Raw genomic sequence first — 19,260 nt, 5'->3', positions numbered from 1 at the left:
CCTCTAGGCTAAATACTAACCAAACTTGCGGTTTCGTACCCGCCCCGACGCGATACGAGCCACACCGCCGTGTTGACAACGGTGTGGCTGGGGGGTATATCTCCGGAAGCCATGGACGGAGAGCCAGACCGTCGCCGAACCTCCGGGGAGACCGGAGGACGGGGGACCCGTAGAAAGAGGGGTTTTCCCTCCGGGGTGAATCGCCACGAGAGCGTAGGGCTTTCTCTTCCGGCCCGAACCCGACAGCTAACCCCGCAGGCGTGAGAGGAAGGGGATGATGAGAACCATCTTTCGCTGTCCGCGGGTGGGAGAACCCGCACGGAGCGTTTCGAGATGATCCGGGCCACCCGCTCCAAGGGCCGGGCTTCCTCGAGGTTTCGCAGCTGGTTGCTCGAGAACCGGATCGAGGAGATCCAGGGTCCACACATCAAGGAGGCCCGCGAACAGCATCCCTGGTGGCAGGTGGTGTGCCTGACCGGGGTGGACTACTACTCGACGCTCGGGTACATCCCCGGCATAGCCGGGCTCGCCGCGGGTGCGCTCTCACCTATCGCGACGATGTTCATCGTGCTTCTCACCCTCTTCGGGATGCTCCCTGCCTACCGCCGGGTCGCCTACCACAGCCCGCACGGGCAGGGTTCGATCGCGATGCTCGAACGTCTGCTCTCTTTCTGGAAGGGCAAGATCTTCGTCTTGTGCCTGCTCGGGTTCGTCGGCACGGCCTGGATGTTCACGATAACCCTCTCTGCCGCCGACGGCGCGACGCATCTGGCCGAGAACCCGATAGTGCCATCTTTCCTGCACGACAAAGAGACGGCGATTACACTCGTACTTCTCGCCATCCTCGGCGGGGTTTTCCTGAAGGGCTTTCGGGAGGCCATAGGCATCGCGATCGTGCTCGTCTTCTCGTACCTATTCCTCAACCTGCTCATCGTCATCTTCGGCTTCTACATGATCTTCCAGCACCCGGCGTACCTCTCTCACTGGAAGGATGCCCTGCTGCACGGCTATGGCAACCCGCTCGACATGGTCGTCGTCTCGTTTCTTGTCTTCCCGCAGCTCGCGCTCGGTCTCTCGGGCTTCGAGACCGGCGTCTCGATGATGCCGCTCGTGAAGGGCGACCCGGATGACGACCCCCAGCGGCCCGCCGGGCGTATCCGCAACACCCGCAAGATGCTCACCGCGGCCGCTTTGATCATGAGCTTCTTCCTGATCACGACGAGCTTCGTCACCACGGTCCTGATCCCGCACAGGGAGTTCGAGCCGGGCGGCAAGGCCGCGGGCCGGGCGCTCGCTTACCTCGCGCACCAGTACATGGGCAATGCCTTCGGGACGATCTACGACATCTCCACGATCACGATCCTCTGGTTCGGAGGGGCCTCGGCCCTGACCGGGCTTCTGAACATCGTGCCCCGCTACCTGCCGCGCTACGGGATGGCCCCGGAATGGGGCCGGGCGGTAAGGCCGATGGTGCTCGTCTTCAGCGCGATAGCCTTCGCGATTACGCTGGCCTTCAACGCCGGGGTCGACTCCCAGAGCGGGCCGTACGCGACGGGTGTGCTCATCATGATGACCTCGGCGGCCGTGGCCGTGACCATCGCCGTGCGCCGGCAGCGCAAACGCAGGTCGACGCTCGTTTTCGGGCTCATAACCCTGGTGATGCTCTACGCCGACGTCGAGAACATCCGCTCCCAGCCGAACGGGATCGTGATCTCGATCCTGTTTATCGTAGCGATAATCTTCGTCTCCCTCGTCTCCCGTGCGCTGCGCTCGACGGAGCTGCGCCAGGAGTCCATAGAACTCGACGATGCGGCCTGGGAGTTCATCAACGAGGCGCTCTACTCGGGGGAGATACACATCATCGCCAACCGACGTCAGGCGGGAGACCGCCGGGAGTACGAGCTTAAAGAGCGTGAACAGCGGGAGGCGAACCACATCCCGCGCGAGATCCCGGTTCTGTTCCTCGAGGTAGAGGTGGCCGACCCCTCGGAGTTCACCGACGTGATGGAGGTGAGGGGGGCCAGGGTGGACGGCTACCGGGTGCTGCGGGCGGAGAGTTCGAGCGTCCCGAACGCGATAGCGGCCTTCCTGCTGTACCTGAGAGACAAAACCGGCGCGAAGCCTCACTGCTACTTCGGATGGACCGAGGGCAACCCGCTGGTCTACCTGGTCCGCTACATCCTCTTCGGCGAGGGAGACATCCCGCCGGTCACGCGCGAGGTGCTGCGCGAGGCGGAGCCCAACCCCAAGCGGCGTCCGGCGATACACGTCGGTGGGTGATCTGGACCGCATGGAGGAGATACTCCGCTTCTGGTTCGGGGAGGGCCGGGAGTTCCGCGAGGAGTGGTTCGGGGGTGGCGAGGACTTCGACCGTGAGGTGAGCGAACGGTTCCGCGCCGACTACGAGTGGGCTGCCTCCAGGGAGCTCGGAGACTGGAAGGAGACGCCCAGGGGTTGCCTCGCCCTGATCCTGCTGCTCGACCAGTTCCCCCGCAACATGTTCCGGGGCGACCCGCGCTCCTACACAACCGACCATCTGGCGCGCGAGGTCGCCCGCGAGGCGCTCGAGAAGGGCTTCGACCGTCTCCTCACCCCGATGGAGAGGATGTTCGTCTACCTGCCTTTCGAGCACAGTGAGGATCTCGAAGACCAGCGCCTCTCTGTCAGGCTGTTTCGGGCGCTGGAAGAGGAGCTCGGGAGGCCCGAGGTGCTGGAGTACGCGCTCAGGCACGAGGCGGTGATCGCGCGCTTCGGACGTTTCCCGCACCGCAACGAGATCCTGGGTCGGCGTTCGACGCCGGAAGAGCTGGAGTTTCTCTCGGGACCCGAGGCCCCTTTCTGATGTCTTTATCCTGAGCTCCAGTGCCGGGCCCAGACCCGGCGTTCCTTCCGCCGCCCGACGGCCTCGCGTAACACCTCGTCGAGGCTCCTCTGGCAGTCTTCCTGCTCGAAGGTTTCGATGACCTCGTTGAGCTCCAGTATGTGGTCGCGGTTGGTGAGATCTCCGAGGAAGGCGGCGGCCTCCTCCCGGTCCAGACCCTCCAGATCCGCGAAGCGGTCTATGACCGCGCTCATGAGATCCATCAGGAGCCGGCGTTCTCCCGGCTCGTCGGCTGGTAGGCCATGCCGGGTGCGACGCTCGAATTCGTCCCCGAAGAGGAGGGCGGCGAGCATGATCCTGTACCGATCCTGAGCGGTTCTCCGGCCCCAGGCGAGCTCCATGGTATCCCGGGAGAGCATGTCCAGATAGGCTTGCGCCTTCTGAAGCGCGTCATTCAAGGGGAACCTGCTCCTGATCCTCCGCTACCGGCCACCGTCGAGCGCTTCGAGGAGCACCTCGTTTGGTGGGTTGTCCGCCGAGGCGCGGGCGTAGTGCGCCAGGCGCAGCCTCCCTGAGGCGTCGAAGACAAAGGCCCCGGGTAGCTGCATCGGGTCACCCGCCGTCGGTCCCTGTCTCTGTCCCTCGAGTACCGCCCGGATCCCGCTGCCCCAGTTGCGCGGCCCCGCGACCTCCAGGATGTTGCCGCGCCTGAGACCGAATGCCCGGTAGGCGTGCCGCTCCGGGTCGGAGAGGCACTCGAAGGGCAGGTCCATCTTCTCGCAGAACCGCGCGGTCTGCTCAGGATCGGCCATGCTCACCAGCGCCACCCGGGCGCCTCTCTTCTCGAACTCTCTGCTCCCGCCGCGCAACTGCGCGACCCACCGGCGGCAGAATATTCACCCGAGGTGCCGCAGAAAGGCGAGGACGAGGGGACGCCCGCCGTGCAATTCGGTGAGGTTTACCTCCGTCCCGTCGGCACGCTTGAACGTCACCTCTCCGAAATCCTCTATGCCGCTTGCTTCTCCGGGCACGAAACCCTCCTTCTGTTCGCCTGGCACCCTGATTCTATCCGCTCCGGCGCCCGAGCCTGTGGAAGAACGTACGAAGGGCGGCGCGGAAGGCCTTCCGCACCGCCCCCGTCCTCCGGGTTTTCAGACGTTACTTCAGGAGACGCTGGGCGATCTCGGCGAGCTCTCCCGGATGATAACCCGGTGCGTAGACGTTGGGCTCCTCCGGCGGATCGGCCGGCTGACCACCCTCCGGCGGGCCGTCCTGCACCCTGACCTCCTGGCCGTCGTCGGGGTGCGGCCCCTTCCAGATCTTGCCGATATCCTTGAAGTCGTCGGGCGAGAAGCGGTAGAGGGTGCGGTGGTCGCCCGAGTCGAGGAACTTCTTCGTCTCCGGGAACTCAGAGTTGGGGATGTTCGGGATGTTGAGCATCTTGGTGACGTTGGCGCCGGTGAGCTCTTCGAGCGCCTTGGCGTAGGCCACCTGATGCACGCCACCGCGCACGAGCAGATAACCGAGCATCGCACGGGCGACCGGATGGTCGGTCATCTCGTAGACGCGGATCTTGCCCATCCTCGCCCCGCTCTCCAGGAAGAAGTTGTGCAGGAGGTCGAGCACGAGGTCACCGGAGTTGAACACGTAATCACCCTGCCAGGGCTGCCCCATTGAGTTGGCGACGAGCGCGCCGGCCCCGTTGTTGATGAAGTGATGGGTGTTGCGTACGCCCGTGAGCCCGGAGAGAGGTGTGCTCGTCGGGTTCGCATGCCCGTCCTCGGTCTCGCCGGCGGCACCGGTGAGCATGCTGTTTATGGTGGCGGCTACCAGCTCGATGTGCCCGAGCTCCTCGGTGGCTATATTGGCGATGAGGTCGTAGTAGGGCTTAACCTTCTTGCGCCCCCGGAAGTTGAACGACTGGTAGGTGTAGTTCATGAGCGTCGACATCTCACCGAAACGCCCCCCGAGGAGCTCCTGCACCGCCGCGGCGGCGTTGGGATCGGGCTCCTCCGGCATCGGCAGCTCCACCTGCAGCTTGTCTATCCGGAGATACATGCGATCCTCCCCTTTCTAGTTGGATCTTCCGGATCTTCTCCGTCAACCCTGATCTAAACACGCCCGTCCATGCGTGTACCCACCCGCTCCGGAGATCACCTCCCCTCTTCTCTCCCGCAGGCCATCTCACCGTTACCCTCTACCCCTGGCCCGGTCCCGCGAAACCTCCCCCCGGATTGGAGATGTGAAAACAATAACAGTTATTGGTTTTTGAGTTGTCCGGTATCTTTCAGCCGGATTTCTGGGAGGCCAGCTCGTCCCGGGCTATTTTGATGTCGTCCCAGATGCTGGGTCCGGCGAGGAAGGCTCCGGCAATGAGTTCGGAGTAGTGGTTCAGGAAGCGCCAGACGATGACGCCGGCGAGCAGCGAGCCGTGGCCGACGTAGGCGTTCATGAGCGCGACGAAGGCGACCTCGGCGGCGCCGCTGTTGCCCGGAGTGGGGGCGAAGGGCACGACGATGAACAGGATGTACTGGGCGGTGAAGACGGCGATCCAGTGCTCCCCGGACCATCCGGTGGCGAGCAGGCCGAGAACCCCGAGCAGGGGGTAGAGCAGCCAGAAGACGGCCATGAGGGCGAAGGCGGCGACAACGCCTTTCGGGTTGTCGTGCCAGAGCAGGAGGAGGTCGTCCCTGTAGTTGCGGAAGAATCTGGTGAGGCGCTCTCTCCAGGAGGGGGATGAGCTCTCTGGGGTATGCTCATCCCGCTCGCGCCTCTTCCTCCAGCGACGCACCGCGAAGCCGCCCGCGGCGAGCAGCACGACCACCCCGACGAAGACGCCGGCCAGAGGCCACAGGATGCCGGCGTTCTGGGCCTGATGGGCTCTGGCTTCTACCCTGCCGACGAACGGGACGTGGGAGACGAAGAACAGGCCGATTACGGCGCCGATGGCGAGGGAGGTGACGTTCGCTATCGCCCTGACGGTCGCCACGGCGCTGCCCTTGTCCGCCGGGAGCCCCAGGCGTTTGAGCTCCATGATCTGGGCGGCCACCTCCCCGCCGGCGAACGGGGTGATCGCGCCGACCGCCTGGGTGACCAGGTAGACGCGGGTCGTCTTCAAGAGGGGAAGGCCCAGGAGGTGCCGCTCTGCGACAGGACTCGCCTCCACGTCGTGGCGTGAGAGCACGGCCAGGGTGGCACCCTGCACGACCCACACCGCGAGCGTGACGACACCACCGACGACTATGGGCCAGATCTCTACTATCCTGAGCGAGCCCTTGACGCTCAGGGCGGCGACGATCACGCCGGCGGCGCTCAGGAGCAGCCCGAGCAGGATGCTGAGCAGAGATTTCTTCACCCGTCTCTCCCGGTCTCTTCGTGCGGTTGGATTCCGGTGCATCGTACCATTGTTTGCGTTACAGCAGATCCGACTACTTAGAGGAGAGGCTGTGGGGGATGAAGAGACGTTAATGCTTCTTTACCGGAGGCTCACAGAACTTTATCCCTGCTTTACCGGCCCTGGAAATAATGAATCCTGTATGCCGCCACTGACCGCTGGCGGCCGTCGGACCTGACGGACAGGAGGACCACGTTGGCCGAGACGGTGGGAGACTTCATACTCAGGCGCTTAAGAGAGCTCGATGTAAAGCGCATCTACGGTTACCCGGGGGACGGGATCAACGGCATCCTGGGGGCGTTCAACCGGGCGAACAACGACCCGGAGTTCATACAGCTGCGCCACGAGGAGGTGGCGGCCTTCGCAGCCTGTGCCCACGCCAAGTTCAGCAGCGAGGTGGGGGTGTGCATGGCGACCTCCGGCCCCGGGGCCATACACCTCCTCAACGGCCTCTACGACGCCAAGCTCGACCGGCAGCCGGTTCTGGCGATCATCGGGCAGCAGAAGAGGATGTCGTTGGGGAGCGACTACCAGCAGGAGGTCGACCTGCAGACGCTCTTCAAGGACGTGGCGCACGAGTTCGTGCAGTACTGCATGGAGCCGACCCAGATCGGACACCTCATAGACCGGGCCTACCGGATCGCTAAGACCTCGCGCACGGTGACCTGCGTGATCGTCCCGAACGACGTCGCCGAGATGGAGTACTCAGAGCCGCCGCGGACCCACGGGGCGACCTACTCGAGCACCGACATCACCATGCCGCGCGTCGTCCCGCAGCAGCGGGACCTCGAGCGGGCCGCGGAGGTTCTCAACTCCGGGGAGAAGGTCGCGATGCTCGTCGGGCAGGGCGCGAGGGGCGCGGCCGAAGAGATAAAGCAGGTCGCGGAGATCCTCGGCTGCGGGGTCGCCAAGGCCTTAAACGGCCGCGACGTGCTCCCCGACGATTTGCCATACGTCACGGGGCCGATAGGGCTTTTGGGCTCCAAACCCTCCGACGACATGATGGAGAACTGCGACACCTTCTTCATGGTCGGGTCGAGCTTCCCCTACGCCGAGTGGCTGCCCGAGGTGGGGCAGGCGAGAGGCGTCCAGATAGACATAGACGGCCGGCTCATCGGGATGCGCTACCCGATGGAGGTCAACCTGGTCGGGGACGCGAAGGAGACGCTTCGGGCCCTCATCCCGATGCTCGAGCGCAAGCAGGACCGCTCCTGGCGCGAAGAGATCGAGAAGGGTGTGGCCGAGTGGTGGGAGATACTCGAGCGGCGGGCGATGGAGGGTGCCAACCCCATAAACCCACAGAGGGTCTTCCACGAGCTCTCCCCGAGGCTCCCCGAGGGCTGCATCCTCACCTCCGACTCCGGGTCGGCGACCAACTGGTGGGCGCGCCACCTGAAGCTGCGTGAGGGGATGCGGGCGGCGCTCTCCGGGACGCTCGCGACGATGGGCCCGGCGGTCCCCTACGTCATCGGGGCCAAGTTCACCAACCCTGACAGGCCCGTCATCGCCTGTCTCGGCGACGGGGCGATGCAGATGATCGGGGTCAACGCGCTCATCGACGTCGCCCGCTACTGGGAGCGCTGGAGCGACCCGCGGTGCATCATCCTGGTCCTGCACAACGACGACCTCAACCAGGTCACCTGGGAGCAGCGGGTGATGGAGGGTGACCCCAAGGTCGAAGCCTCGCAGGTCTTGCCCGACTTCGACTACGCCGGATATGCCGAGCTGCTCGGGCTCAAGGGGATAAAAGTGGACAACCCCGACGACGTCGGCCCGGCGTGGGACGAGGCCCTCTCTTCCGGGAAGCCGGTGCTCTACGAGGCCATCACCGACCCGGAGGTGCCGCCGCTGCCGCCGCACATACGCTTCGAGCAGGCGCAGGGCATCTTCAGGTCGCTCTACCGGGGAGATCCGGCGCGCGGCGAGATCGTCCGGCAGGCCATAAAGGGCAAGCTGCAGGAGTTCCTCTCCGGCCGGGGCGAGTAGATGTCACCGGAGGTTGAGGTAGAGACCCTCGAGGTCTCCGCCTACACCGTGCCGACCGACTCTCCGGAGTCGGACGGGACCCTCGAGTGGGACTCGACGACCATGGTCCTGGTCGAGGTTTCCGGGGGTGGCGAGAGGGGGCTCGGGTACACCTACGGCGACGTCTCGGTCGGAAATTTCGTGGGGTCGAAGCTGAAAGGGGTGGCCGAGGGTTCGGACGCGATGAACCCGCCCGCCGTCTGGAAGGAGATGCACTCTGCGATCCGCAACGCCGGGCGACCCGGGGTGGGGGCGATGGCGATCTCCGCGGTGGACATAGCGCTCTGGGATCTCAAGGCTAAGCTGCTCGGCCTCCCGCTCGCCGACGTCTTGCCCCGCTTCCACGAGCGGGTCCCGGTCTACGGCAGCGGTGGGTTCACCTCCTACACGCTCGAGAGGCTGCAGGAGCAGCTCGGCGGGTGGGCCTCCGAAGGCATCCCGCGGGTGAAGATGAAGGTGGGCAGAAAGCCGGAGGAGGATCCGGAGAGGGTGAGGGCGGCGCGGGAGGCGATCGGGGACGGGGTAGAGCTCCTCGTCGACGCCAACGGCGCCTACTCCCGCAAGCAGGCGCTCTACTGGGCCGGGTGGTTCGCCGGGGAGGGGATCACCTACCTCGAGGAGCCGGTCTCCTCCGAGGATCGAGAGGGGATGAGGATGCTGCGCGACCACGGGCCCGCGGGGCTCGCGATAGCCGCCGGGGAGTACGAGTGGACCCTGCCGCAGCTCTTCGATCTCGCAGGATGCGTGGACATCCTGCAGGCGGACGTGACCCGCTGCGGCGGGATCACGAGTTTGCTCAGGGCCGACGGCATCTGCAAGGGGTATCAGATACCCTTCTCCGCCCACTGCGCCCCGGCCGTCTCGGCCCACGCCTGCTGTGCGATGGAGACGCTCTTGCACCTGGAGTACTTCCACGACCACGTGCGCATCGAGCGGATGCTCTTCGAGGGGGCCCTCGAGCCCGCCGGCGGCTATCTCCGGCCTGACCCATCGCGGCCGGGTCTCGGGCTCGAGCTCAGGAGGTCCGAGGCTGAGAAGTACGCTGCGTGAGCGAGAGATCCGAAAGGAGTTCTGAGGCGATGACGATCCTGGAGAGAATGCTCCCCCGGAAGACGAAGGTGCCCGGCGGGCGGTTTCTTCCGCCCGAGGAAGAACACCTGATAGACAGGATGGTGCGCAACGTCGAGCACGGACGCTTCGAGCGCTCCCTCTCGGGGCTCACCGCCTTCAGCGCGCTCGTCGTCGCCGCGGAGGTCTACTACGAGCACTACCGCGGCAGCTTCGGCAACAAGTTCATGTGGAGCCCGATCATCGCGACCCCGCCCGTGGTCGTGGCGGGGATAGCCGGCGTGCGCTCCAGGCGGGCTGCCAAGACCGCGCTGCCCGTAGCCTCGGCGGCCTACGTCGCCACGGGGCTCTCCGGGCTCTACTTCCACTTCCGCGGGGTCGCCCGCAAGCCCGGCGGCTGGAGCGAGGCGGCGTACAACGTCGTCATGGGCCCGCCGGTGATGGCCCCGCTCCTCTTCTCGATGGTCGGGGGGATGGGAATACTGGCGGCGCTCCTGCGGCGGGAGAAGTAGGGGTATGGCCTACTCCTTCAGAGATCCCGACCACCTGCCGAACCGCAGGGAGGGCAGGGAGCCAGCGGACCCCTACCGCCTGCCGCGCCAGCGGCGCGGGATCACGCCGCAGATGCACGGGCGCTACCCGGACTACGACGTGCTCGAGCAGAAGGAACATTGGGACGAGGTGACCCGCAGGGTCGTGATGGATCGGGTCGAGAACGTCCCGGAGATACGGTTCTTCTCGCTCGAGGAGGCCGCAACCCTCTCCGCCTTCTGCGACACGGTCACCGCCCAGGACTCGGAGCCCAAGATCCCGCTCATAAACTTCGTCGACCAGAAGCTCTACGAGGCCGACGAGAAGGGGCTCGACGGCTACCAGTTCTACGACATGCCCGACGACCGGGACACCTGGCATCTCGTCGCGACCGGGCTCGACGAAGAGGCCCGCTCCCGCTGCGGAAGCCCCTTCCACGCCGCGCCCGAGGAGGTGAGAAAGGAGATCTGCTCTGCGTTTGCGGAAGGCGAACTCTCGGGAGAGCCTTGGGACCGCATCCCGCGTGCCTGGAACGTCGTGATGCGCTCGGTCCTCGCCGCCTTCTACTCGCACCCGTGGGCGTGGAACGAGATCGGCTACGGCGGGCCGGCCTACCCCCGCGGATACATGCGGCTTTCCGCCGGGCAGAAGGAGCCCTACGAGGGGGAGCCCGCCGCCGACGTCGACCCGGTCCCCTACGTCGGGGAGCAGGAGGATGGTCGGGACGGCGAAGGTCCCGTCCCCGGGCACGTCCGGGAGCTGCTCGAGGGTGCGCGCCGGGCGAGGGAGATCGCCGAGAGGACGCGCGAGAGAAACCGCCCGGCGGAGGCGAGGTTCGCCGACGCCAGGCGTCTCCTGAAGGGCGCCATAGGCCCGAAGGACAACGACTCGCGCTACCTGCTCGACGTACACCGGCGCGGGGTACCCGGGGTGGAGAGGATGCGCCGCTACCGGGATGATGAAGAGGTCGACCTCCTCATAGTCGGGTGCGGGGCCGGGGGCGGGGTGCTCGCCCAGCGGCTCGCGCGGGCCGGGTGGAAGATCGTGGTCCTCGACGCCGGTCCGTTCTGGGATCCCGACCGCGACTGGGTCTCCGACGAGAAAGGCTCCTCGCACATCTACTGGACCCAGAAGAGGATCATCGGCGGCGAGGATCCGGTCGAGATGGGCAAGAACAACTCGGGGAGGGGGGTGGGCGGCTCGATGGTCCACTACGCCGGCTACTGCCCGCGCTTCCACCCCTCGGACTTCGAGACCTATACCCGCGACGGGGTCGGGGCCGACTGGCCCATCTCCTACTGGGACCTCAGAAAGCACTACGAGATCGTCGAGGCCGAGCTGCCGGTCGCCGGTCAGGACTGGCCGTGGGGCGACCCGCACCGCTACACCTTCGGCCCCCACCCGATAGGCGGGGCGGCGGAGTACGCCGTCCGGGGGGCGAAGAAGTTCGGCATCGAGATGCGGGTCGGGCCCGTCGGAATCACCAACGGCACCTTCGGCAACCGGCCGCACTGCATCTACCGCGGGTTCTGCCTGCAGGGGTGCAAGGTCAACGCCAAGGCCAGCCCGCTCGTCACCCACGTTCCCGACGCGATAGCCCACGGCGCCGAGATAAGGGCGGATAGCATGGCGACCCGCATCGAGACCGACGGGCGGGGCCGGGTCACGGGCGTCGTCTACGTGAAGGACGGCCGCGAGCGCTTCCAGCGCGCCTCGGCCGTGGCCGTGGCCGGATACTCGATCGAGACGCCCCGGCTGCTGCTCAACTCCACCTCGAGCCGGTTCCCGAACGGGATCGGCAACGGCGAGGACCAGGTCGGGCGCTACGTGATGGTCCAGGGCGCACCGCAGGTCGCTGGGCGCTTCTCCGAGACATTGCGGATGTACAAGGCGCCGCCCCCTGAGATCTCCTCCGAACAGTTCTACGAGACCGACGAGCGCAGAGGATTTGCGCGGGGGTTCTCGATCCAGACCGTCGGACCACTGCCTATCGGATGGTCCGAGCACGTCTTGGCAGACGGCCACTGGGGAGGCGCTCTCAGGGAGTACATGCGCGACTACAACCACTGGAGCGTGCTCGGGGCGCTGTGCGAACTTCTGCCCCAGCCCGAGAACCGGGTCACGCTCGCCGACGAGAAAGACCCTTACGGGATGCCGGTCGCCCGCTTCGACCACACCCTCTGCGAGAACGACAAGAAGAACATCGAATACGCCAAGCGGACGATGCAGGCCATCTGGGAGTACGCCGGGGCGCAGGACGTGCTCACCATCGACCGCTACGCACACCTCATCGGCGGCTGCCGCATGGGCACCTCACCAGAGAACAGCGTGGTGGACTCCGACCACAGGGTCTGGGGGGTGCCGAATCTCCTCGTCGCCGACGGGAGCGCGTGCCCGACCCAGGGTTCGGCCAACCCCGCGCTCACGATCATGGCGCTCTCCTCGCGGCTGGCCGAGAGGCTCAGAAGGAGGAAGGTCGATCTTTCCCGGCCGGCGAGTACGTCTGTAGCAGGAGGAGGCTGATGACCGAGACCACGAGAGAAGGTTACAGGCGCCTGAGTCAGCGTCAGCGCCTCAACCTGAACACGCTGGCGCTACAGGCCGAGCTGCGCGAGCGGGTGCGGGGCGAGGTGCGCTTCGACGCCGGCACCCGCGCCGCCTACGCCCACGACTCCTCCAACTACCGGCAGGTCCCCTTCGGGGTGGTGCTGCCGCTCGACGAGGAGGACGTCATCGAGGCGGTCAGGGTCTGCCACCGCCACGGCGCTCCGGTCCTGCCGAGAGGCTGCGGCACCAGCCTCTCCGGCGAGACGACCAACGCCGCCGTGGTCCTGGACACCTCCAAGTACATGCGCGAGATACTCGAGGTCAACCCCGACGAGGGGTGCGCCTGGGTGCAGCCGGGGGTGGTCCGCGACCAGCTCTCGGAGATGACCCAGCAGCGCTACGACATGTTCTTCGCCCCGGATACTTCCACCCACCAGTGGGCGACCTTCGGCGGCATGATCGGCAACAACTCCTGCGGGGTGCACTCGGTGATGGCCGGGAGGACCTCGGACAACGTCTACGAGCTCGACGTCGTCCTCTACGACGGCACCAGGATGACCCTCGGCGAGACCAGCGACGGGGAGTTCGAGCGGGTGATCCGCGAGGGCGGCAGGAAGGGTGAGATCTACCAGAAGCTGAGAGACCTTCGCGACCGCTACGCTGGACTGATCCGGGAGCGCTATCCGCAGATCCCACGCCGGGTCTCGGGGTACAACCTGGACGAGCTTTTGCCCGAGAAGGGCTTCAACACCGCGCGGGCGGTGGTCGGGAGCGAGGGGACGCTGGTTACGATCCTCCGGGCGAAGGTGCGCCTGGTGCACAGCCCGCCCGCGCGGACGCTGCTCGTTCTCGGATACCCCACGATCTTCGACGCCGGGGACCACGTGCCGGAGGTGATGGAGCAGGGGCCGATCGGGCTCGAGGCGATAGACGATGCCCTCATCGAGGACATGAAGCTGCAGAACATGCACCACGAGGACCTCAAGCTGCTACCCGAGGGGGGCGGGTGGCTCCTCGCGGAGTTCGGCGGTGAGAGCCCCGAGGAGAGCCAGGAGAAGGCCCGCCGGGCGATGGAGGCCATCCGCCGCTCCGATAACCCGCCGGAGATGAAGGTCTTCGCGGACCCCACCGAGGCGCAGGAGGTCTGGGGTATCCGGGAGGACGGGCTCGGGGCCACCGCCTACGTGCCCGGCTCGGGTGATTACTGGGAGGGCTGGGAGGACGCGGCGGTCCCACCCGAGAGGATGGGCGACTACCTGCGCGACTTCCGGGCCCTTCTGGACAGATACGACTACAGAACCGCCCTCTACGGGCACTTCGGCGACGGGTGTATCCACTGCCGGATCAACTTCGACCTCAAGACCGCCGGGGGGATCAGGAAGTGGCGGGCTTTTCTGGACGAGGCGGCGGACCTCGTCGTCTCCTACGGCGGCTCGCTCTCCGGCGAGCACGGCGACGGTCAGGCACGCGCCGAGCTGCTGCCGAAGATGTACGGCGAGGAACTGATGGAGGCCTTCCGGGAGTACAAGCGGATCTGGGACCCGGACTGGAAGATGAACCCGGGGAAGGTCATAGACGCCTACCCGATAACCAGCAACCTCCGCCACGGCACCGACTACAACCCCTACAACCCGGACCACCTCTACTTCTCCTACCCCGAGGACGGCGGTTCGTTCGCCCACGCGACGATGCGCTGCGTCGGGGTGGGCAAGTGCCGTGACATAGAGACGGGTACTATGTGTCCCTCCTACATGGTCACCAGGGAGGAGGAGCACTCCACCCGCGGGCGGGCGCGGCTGCTGCACGAGATGCTGCGGGGGAAGGGGCCGATCACCGACGGCTTCAAGAGCAGGGAGGTCTTCGACGCGCTGGATCTGTGCCTCTCGTGCAAGGGGTGCAAGGGGGACTGCCCGGTCAACGTGGATATGGCGACCTACAAGGCGGAGTTTCTCGCCCGCTACTACAAGGGGCGTCTGCGCCCGGCGTACGCCTACACGATGGGGCTCATCATGCTCCACGCGCGCATCGCGCAGTACGCCCCGCGCCTGGCCAATTTCGTAACCCAGACCCCAGGGATAAGCGCCCTCGTCAAGAGGCTCGGCGGGATCGCCGCCGAGCGCGAGATGCCCCCCTTCGCGACCCGGACCTTCAAGGACTGGATGAGGGAGCGCACGCCGCGCCACCCCGACGGGCCGCCCGTGGTGCTCTTCCCCGACACGTTCAACAACTTTTTGCACCCTGAGACGATGAAGGCCTCGGTGGAGGTGCTGGAGCATGCCGGATACCGGGTGCTCGTGCCGCAGGAGGCGCTCTGCTGCGGCCGGCCGCTCTACGACTACGGGATGCTCGATACGGCCAAGACGTTCCTGCGGCGGCTGGTCGACACCCTCGCCCCGTACGTGCGGGAGGGGATCAAGGTGGTCGTCGTGGAGCCGAGCTGCGCCGCGGCCTTCCGCGACGAGCTGCCGAACATGATGCCCCACGACGAGGACGCGAACCGCCTGGTCAAGAATACCCGCACGCTGAGCGAGTTCCTCGTCGAGGAGGACTACGTCCCGCCGAGGCTCGGCCGCAAGGCGCTCTTCCACAGCCACTGCCAGGGGGAGGCGGTGATCGGGACCCAGGCCGACGTGGAGCTGATGGAGAGGCTGGGGCTCGACTACGAGGTTCTCGACTCCGGCTGCTGCGGGCTCGCGGGGTCCTTCGGCTTCGAGCGCGACCACTACGACATCTCGATGCAGATCGGGGAGAGGAGGCTCCTTCCGGCCGTCCGCGAGGCCGGGGGCGAGACGCTGCTCATCGCCGACGGCTTCTCCTGCAAGACGCAGGTCGAGCAGGGGACCGACCGTCGGCCGCTGCACCTCGCGCAGGTCATAAAGATGGCCCTCGATCATGGCGAGGAGGGTCCGCCGCGGGGAACCTACCCGGAGAGGGGCTACCCGGACGTGGTGCTCGACGGAGGGGGCGCGAACCCGAAGGCGCTCGCCGCGGCCGGGGGGATCGCCGCTGCGGCCGCGATAGCCTGGGGTCTGAGGAGGAGGGCGTAGATGAAGGCGAGACAGGTGCACGAACAGCGAGGGCAGAGGACCTTCGTCCTCGCCTTCGAGCCGGGCGAGGAGGTCGTCGAGGGGATCACGGACTTCGCGAAGGAGAACCGGCTCGACGCGGCGAGCCTCACCGCGATAGGGGCCTTCTCACGGGCCACTTTGGGCTACTTCGACGTGGAGAGGAAGGAATATGAGGAGATCCCGGTCGAAGAGCAGGTCGAGGTGCTCTCGCTCGTGGGGGACATCGCGCTCTCCGGAGAGGAGCCCAACCTGCACGCCCACGCGGTCGTCGGGCGGCGGGACGGATCGACCCGCGGGGGACACCTCATCCGGGGGTACGCGAGGCCGATCCTGGAGGTCACCGTCATCGAGTCTCCGGAGCACCTCAGGCGCCGGACGGACCCCGAGACCGGCCTGGCCCTGCTGAGCCCACGGTAGGGAGAAAACTTTGCCTGATGGATCTCTGCGCTTAGAATGAAAGTGGAGTCGGAAGAGAGGGCGGAGGTGCCCGGGCTCCGGTGTAGGAGCGGGCTCTTTCGAGAGAAGGAGGATGAAACCTTTGGGCATACGCAGCTTCATCCCGGAGTGGTCCGTGCTCCGGCAGGCGAAGAGTGCGGACAGGTGGGGGCTCGGGCCGGCGGCGCAGTCCCGGCGCCAGCGGGACCTCGAGCCGCGCACGCGGACGGCGGACCGGGTTGTCCAGTCGGTCTGTCCGTACTGCGCGGTCGGCTGCGGGCAGCGCGTCTTCGTCAGGGACGGGAAGATAACCCAGATCGAGGGTGACCCGGCGAGCCCCATCTCCCGCGGCAGGCTCTGCCCGAAGGGTTCTGCCTCGCGCAGCCTCGTGCAGAGCCCAACGCGCGAGTACAAGGTCAAGTACCGCAGGCCCTACGGCACAGAGTGGGAAGAGCTCGACCTCGATACGGCGATGGACATGATCGCCGACCGGGTCATAAAGACCCGCGAGGAGACCTGGGAAGATACCGACGAGGAAGGCCGCCCCCTGCACCGCACGCTGGGGTTCGCCCACCTCGGCGGGGCGACGCTGGACAACGAAGAGAACTACCTGATAAAGAAGCTCTTCACCGCGCTCGGCGCCATACAGATCGAGAACCAGGCCCGCATATGACACTCCTCCACGGTCCCGGGTCTCGGGACCTCGTTTGGTAGGGGCGGGGCGACCACCTTTCAGCAGGACCTCGCCAACGCGGACTCCATCCTGATCATGGGGTCCAACATGGCCGAGAACCACCCCGTGGGCTTCCAGTGGGTGATGGAGGCCAAGCTGCGGGGTGCGAAGATAATGCACGTCGACCCCCGCTTCACCCGTACGAGCGCGGTCGCCGACCTGCACGTCCCCATCCGTGCCGGCACCGACATCGCGTTCCTCGGCGGGATCATCAACTACATCCTCGAGAACGAGCGCTACTTCAGGGACTACGTCGTCCACTACACCAACGCGCCGGTGATCGTGAACGAAGAGTTCGCCGACACCGAAGACCTCGACGGGCTCTTCTCCGGATGGGACCCCGAGAAGGGCGCCTACGACACCGAGACCTGGCAGTACGCCAGAACTACCGTGCACGGCGCCGCCGGTCAGCGCGAGCAGGGCGGGGTGACCGGCGAGCAGGCGCACTACGCGCAGGCCGGAGAGCTGGGGGTCGAGGGGGAGCCGCCGGAGCTGGATCCCACGCTCGAACATCCCCGCTGCGTCTTCCAGATCCTGAAGAAACACTTCAGCCGCTACACCCCGGAGAAGGTCGAGGAGATCTGCGGCTGCCCGAAGGAGCGATTCCTGGAGGTCGCCGAGACCCTCTGCGAGAACTCCGGGCGCGAGAGGACCTCGGCGTTCTGCTACGCGGTCGGCTGGACCCAGCACACCCACGGGGTGCAGAACATCCGGGCGGCCTCGATCATCCAGCTGCTCCTCGGCAACATCGGGCGTCCGGGCGGGGGGATACTGGCCCTGCGGGGGCACGCCTCCATACAGGGCTCGACCGACATCCCCACCCTCTACAACATCCTCCCCGGCTACCTGCCGATGCCCCACGCCCACGCGCACCAGGACCTCGACACCTACGTCGAGCGCAACGCCGCAAAGAGCGGCTACTGGGGGAACATGCGCGCCTACATGGTGAGCCTGCTCAAGGCCTACTGGGGCGACGCCGCGACGGCCGAGAACGACTTCTGCTTCGATTATCTGCCGCGCCTCACGGGGGATCACTCGATCTACCCGGCGCTCATGGGCATGATCGACGGCTGGTGCAAGGGCTTCTTCGTGATGGGCGAGAACCCGGCCGTAGGTGCGGCCAACGGCAAGCTGCAGCGGCTGGCGCTCGCGAACCTCGACTGGCTCGTCGTGCGCGACATGACCGAGGTCGAGACGGCCTCCTTCTGGTACGACGCCCCCGAGCTCGAGACCGGGGAGCTCAAGACCGAGGAGATAAAGACCGAGGTCTTCTTCCTGCCGGCGGCGGCCCACACCGAGAAGGAGGGGACCTTCACCAACACCCAGCGCCTTCTGCAGTGGCGCTTCAAGGCCGTCGATCCCGAGGGCGACTGCCGCTCGGAGCTGTGGTTCATGTACCATCTCGGCCGGAAGATCCGCGAGAAGCTCGCCGGCTCCGACGACCCCAAAGACCGCCCGGTGCTCGACCTCACCTGGGACTACCCGACCAAAGGGCCGCACGAGGAGCCCGACGCGGAGGCCGTGCTGCGCGAGATCGGCGGCTGGGACGAGAACGGGGACGCCCTGCCGGGCTACCTGCCGCTCAAGGACGACGGCTCGACCGCGTGCGGCTGCTGGATCTACGCCGGCGTCTACGCCGACGAGGTGAACCAGGCCGCGCGCAAGAAGCCCTACTGGGAGCAGGAGAGCTACGTCGCCCCCGAGTGGGCGTGGGCGTGGCCGATGAACCGCAGGATCATCTACAACCGTGCCTCGGCCGACCCCGAGGGCAGACCCTGGTCGGAGCGTAAGAAGTACGTCTGGTGGGACGAGGAGAAGGGGAGGTGGACCGGCTACGACGTGCCGGACATCGCCGAGACCAAGCGCCCCGACTACGTCCCCGAGGAGGGGGCCGTCGCCGAGGACGCCATCCGCGGCGACAAGCCGTTCATCATGCAAGCCGACGGGCGCGGCTGGATCTACGTGCCCGCCGGGCTCACCGACGGGCCGCTCCCCACCCACTACGAGCCGCACGAGTCCCCGTTCGAGAACGCGCTCTACTCCCAGCAGTCGAACCCGGTGCGCCAGCAGTTCCCGCGCCCGGACAACCCCTACAACCCTTCGGGGTCGCGGGTCTTCCCGTACGTCTTCACCACCTACCGGCTCACCGAACACCACACCGCCGGCGGGATGACCCGTACCATCGGGCACCTCTCCGAGCTGCAGCCGGAGATGTTCTGCGAGGTCTCCCCGCAGCTCGCGCGCGAGGTCGGGCTCGAGAACGGCGGCTGGGCGACGATCGTCACCGCGCGCACCGCCATAGAGGCGCGGGTGCTCGTCACCGACCGCATCAAGCCGATGAAGGTGCAGGGGAGGATGGTGCACCAGATCGGTCTGCCCTACCACTGGGGCAGCAAGGGGCTCGTGACGGGGGACCCGGCCAACGACCTGCTCGCCCTGGCGCTCGACCCCAACGTCCACATCGGCGAGTACAAGGCCGCGACCTGCGACATCCGGCCCGGCCGGAAGCCTCGGGGCCGCGCGCTCGTCGAGCTCGTCGAGGACTACCGGCGCCGCGCGGAGAGCCACGACGGAGGAGGCAGACGTTGAGCGATTCCAGCCACATAATCCCCGGGTCCGGGAGGCCCGGCGTCTCCGA

14 protein-coding genes, 1 pseudogene and 1 riboswitch are annotated in these 19,260 nt (G+C 66.6%); of the genes and pseudogenes, 10 read left to right on the top strand and 5 right to left on the bottom strand.

What is annotated here, in order from left to right; all coding sequences use genetic code 11:
• The first annotated feature begins 122 nt into the window (after positions 1–122).
• Positions 123–276, top strand: a riboswitch (cyclic di-AMP (ydaO/yuaA leader).
• A 57-nt stretch (positions 277–333) separates the two neighbouring features.
• On the top strand, positions 334–2,280 hold the full coding sequence (locus tag PJB24_RS03345; protein ID WP_273842713.1) for an APC family permease: 1,947 nt from the start codon (positions 334–336) through the stop codon (positions 2,278–2,280).
• Positions 2,273–2,842, top strand: coding sequence for a DUF924 family protein (locus tag PJB24_RS03340; protein WP_273842711.1), 570 nt, complete (start codon positions 2,273–2,275; stop codon positions 2,840–2,842). The genes PJB24_RS03345 and PJB24_RS03340 overlap by 8 nt, the downstream gene beginning before the upstream one ends.
• A gap of 5 nt (positions 2,843–2,847) precedes the next feature.
• Here the strand turns inward: PJB24_RS03340 and PJB24_RS03335 are convergent, their stop codons facing one another.
• The 5 genes from PJB24_RS03335 to PJB24_RS03315 all read right to left on the bottom strand — a co-directional run bounded on the left by PJB24_RS03335 (position 2,848) and on the right by PJB24_RS03315 (position 6,176).
• Entirely contained in the window at positions 2,848–3,279 is a 432-nt protein-coding gene (locus tag PJB24_RS03335) for a hypothetical protein (protein WP_273842709.1), read from the bottom strand.
• Between the two features lie 24 nt (positions 3,280–3,303).
• Positions 3,304–3,717 carry an AhpC/TSA family protein gene (locus PJB24_RS03330; protein ID WP_273842972.1) on the bottom strand — a complete coding sequence of 138 codons (414 nt, stop codon included), beginning with the start codon at positions 3,715–3,717 and terminating at the stop codon, positions 3,304–3,306.
• Complete coding sequence (locus tag PJB24_RS03325; protein WP_273842706.1) at positions 3,718–3,852, bottom strand: thioredoxin domain-containing protein; 135 nt, start codon at positions 3,850–3,852, stop codon at positions 3,718–3,720.
• A gap of 127 nt (positions 3,853–3,979) precedes the next feature.
• A complete protein-coding gene (locus PJB24_RS03320; protein ID WP_273842703.1) occupies positions 3,980–4,879 on the bottom strand; it encodes a manganese catalase family protein in 900 nt (299 codons plus the stop codon).
• Between the two features lie 229 nt (positions 4,880–5,108).
• Positions 5,109–6,176: a lysylphosphatidylglycerol synthase transmembrane domain-containing protein gene (locus PJB24_RS03315; RefSeq protein ID WP_273842701.1), complete on the bottom strand. Its 1,068-nt coding sequence runs from the start codon at positions 6,174–6,176 to the stop codon at positions 5,109–5,111.
• Between the two features lie 234 nt (positions 6,177–6,410).
• On the opposite strand from PJB24_RS03315, the gene PJB24_RS03310 reads away from it, so the two are divergent.
• The 8 genes and pseudogenes from PJB24_RS03310 to fdh all read left to right on the top strand — a co-directional run bounded on the left by PJB24_RS03310 (position 6,411) and on the right by fdh (position 19,211).
• Complete coding sequence (locus PJB24_RS03310; protein WP_273842698.1) at positions 6,411–8,201, top strand: thiamine pyrophosphate-requiring protein; 1,791 nt, start codon at positions 6,411–6,413, stop codon at positions 8,199–8,201.
• Positions 8,202–9,290, top strand: coding sequence for an enolase C-terminal domain-like protein (locus tag PJB24_RS03305; RefSeq protein ID WP_273842696.1), 1,089 nt, complete (start codon positions 8,202–8,204; stop codon positions 9,288–9,290).
• 119 nt (positions 9,291–9,409) lie between these two features.
• Positions 9,410–9,820: a hypothetical protein gene (locus PJB24_RS03300; protein WP_420541884.1), complete on the top strand. Its 411-nt coding sequence runs from the start codon at positions 9,410–9,412 to the stop codon at positions 9,818–9,820.
• A gap of 4 nt (positions 9,821–9,824) precedes the next feature.
• Positions 9,825–10,433: pseudogene (locus PJB24_RS15875) on the top strand (gluconate 2-dehydrogenase subunit 3 family protein); the annotation flags it as partial.
• Between the two features lie 345 nt (positions 10,434–10,778).
• Complete coding sequence (locus tag PJB24_RS15870; RefSeq protein WP_420541883.1) at positions 10,779–12,362, top strand: GMC family oxidoreductase; 1,584 nt, start codon at positions 10,779–10,781, stop codon at positions 12,360–12,362.
• On the top strand, positions 12,362–15,433 hold the full coding sequence (locus tag PJB24_RS03290) for an FAD-binding and (Fe-S)-binding domain-containing protein (RefSeq protein WP_273842691.1): 3,072 nt from the start codon (positions 12,362–12,364) through the stop codon (positions 15,431–15,433). Before PJB24_RS15870 ends, PJB24_RS03290 begins: the two co-directional genes overlap by 1 nt.
• Entirely contained in the window at positions 15,434–15,871 is a 438-nt protein-coding gene (locus tag PJB24_RS03285) for a PPC domain-containing DNA-binding protein (protein ID WP_273842688.1), read from the top strand.
• A 121-nt stretch (positions 15,872–15,992) separates the two neighbouring features.
• Positions 15,993–19,211: a formate dehydrogenase gene (gene fdh, locus PJB24_RS03280; RefSeq protein WP_273842686.1), complete on the top strand. Its 3,219-nt coding sequence runs from the start codon at positions 15,993–15,995 to the stop codon at positions 19,209–19,211.
• The last annotated feature ends 49 nt before the right edge of the window (positions 19,212–19,260 follow it).

The organism is Rubrobacter calidifluminis (assembly GCF_028617075.1).
GTDB lineage: Bacteria > Actinomycetota > Rubrobacteria > Rubrobacterales > Rubrobacteraceae > Rubrobacter_E > Rubrobacter_E calidifluminis.
This window is presented reverse-complemented; position numbering and strand designations above follow the sequence as displayed.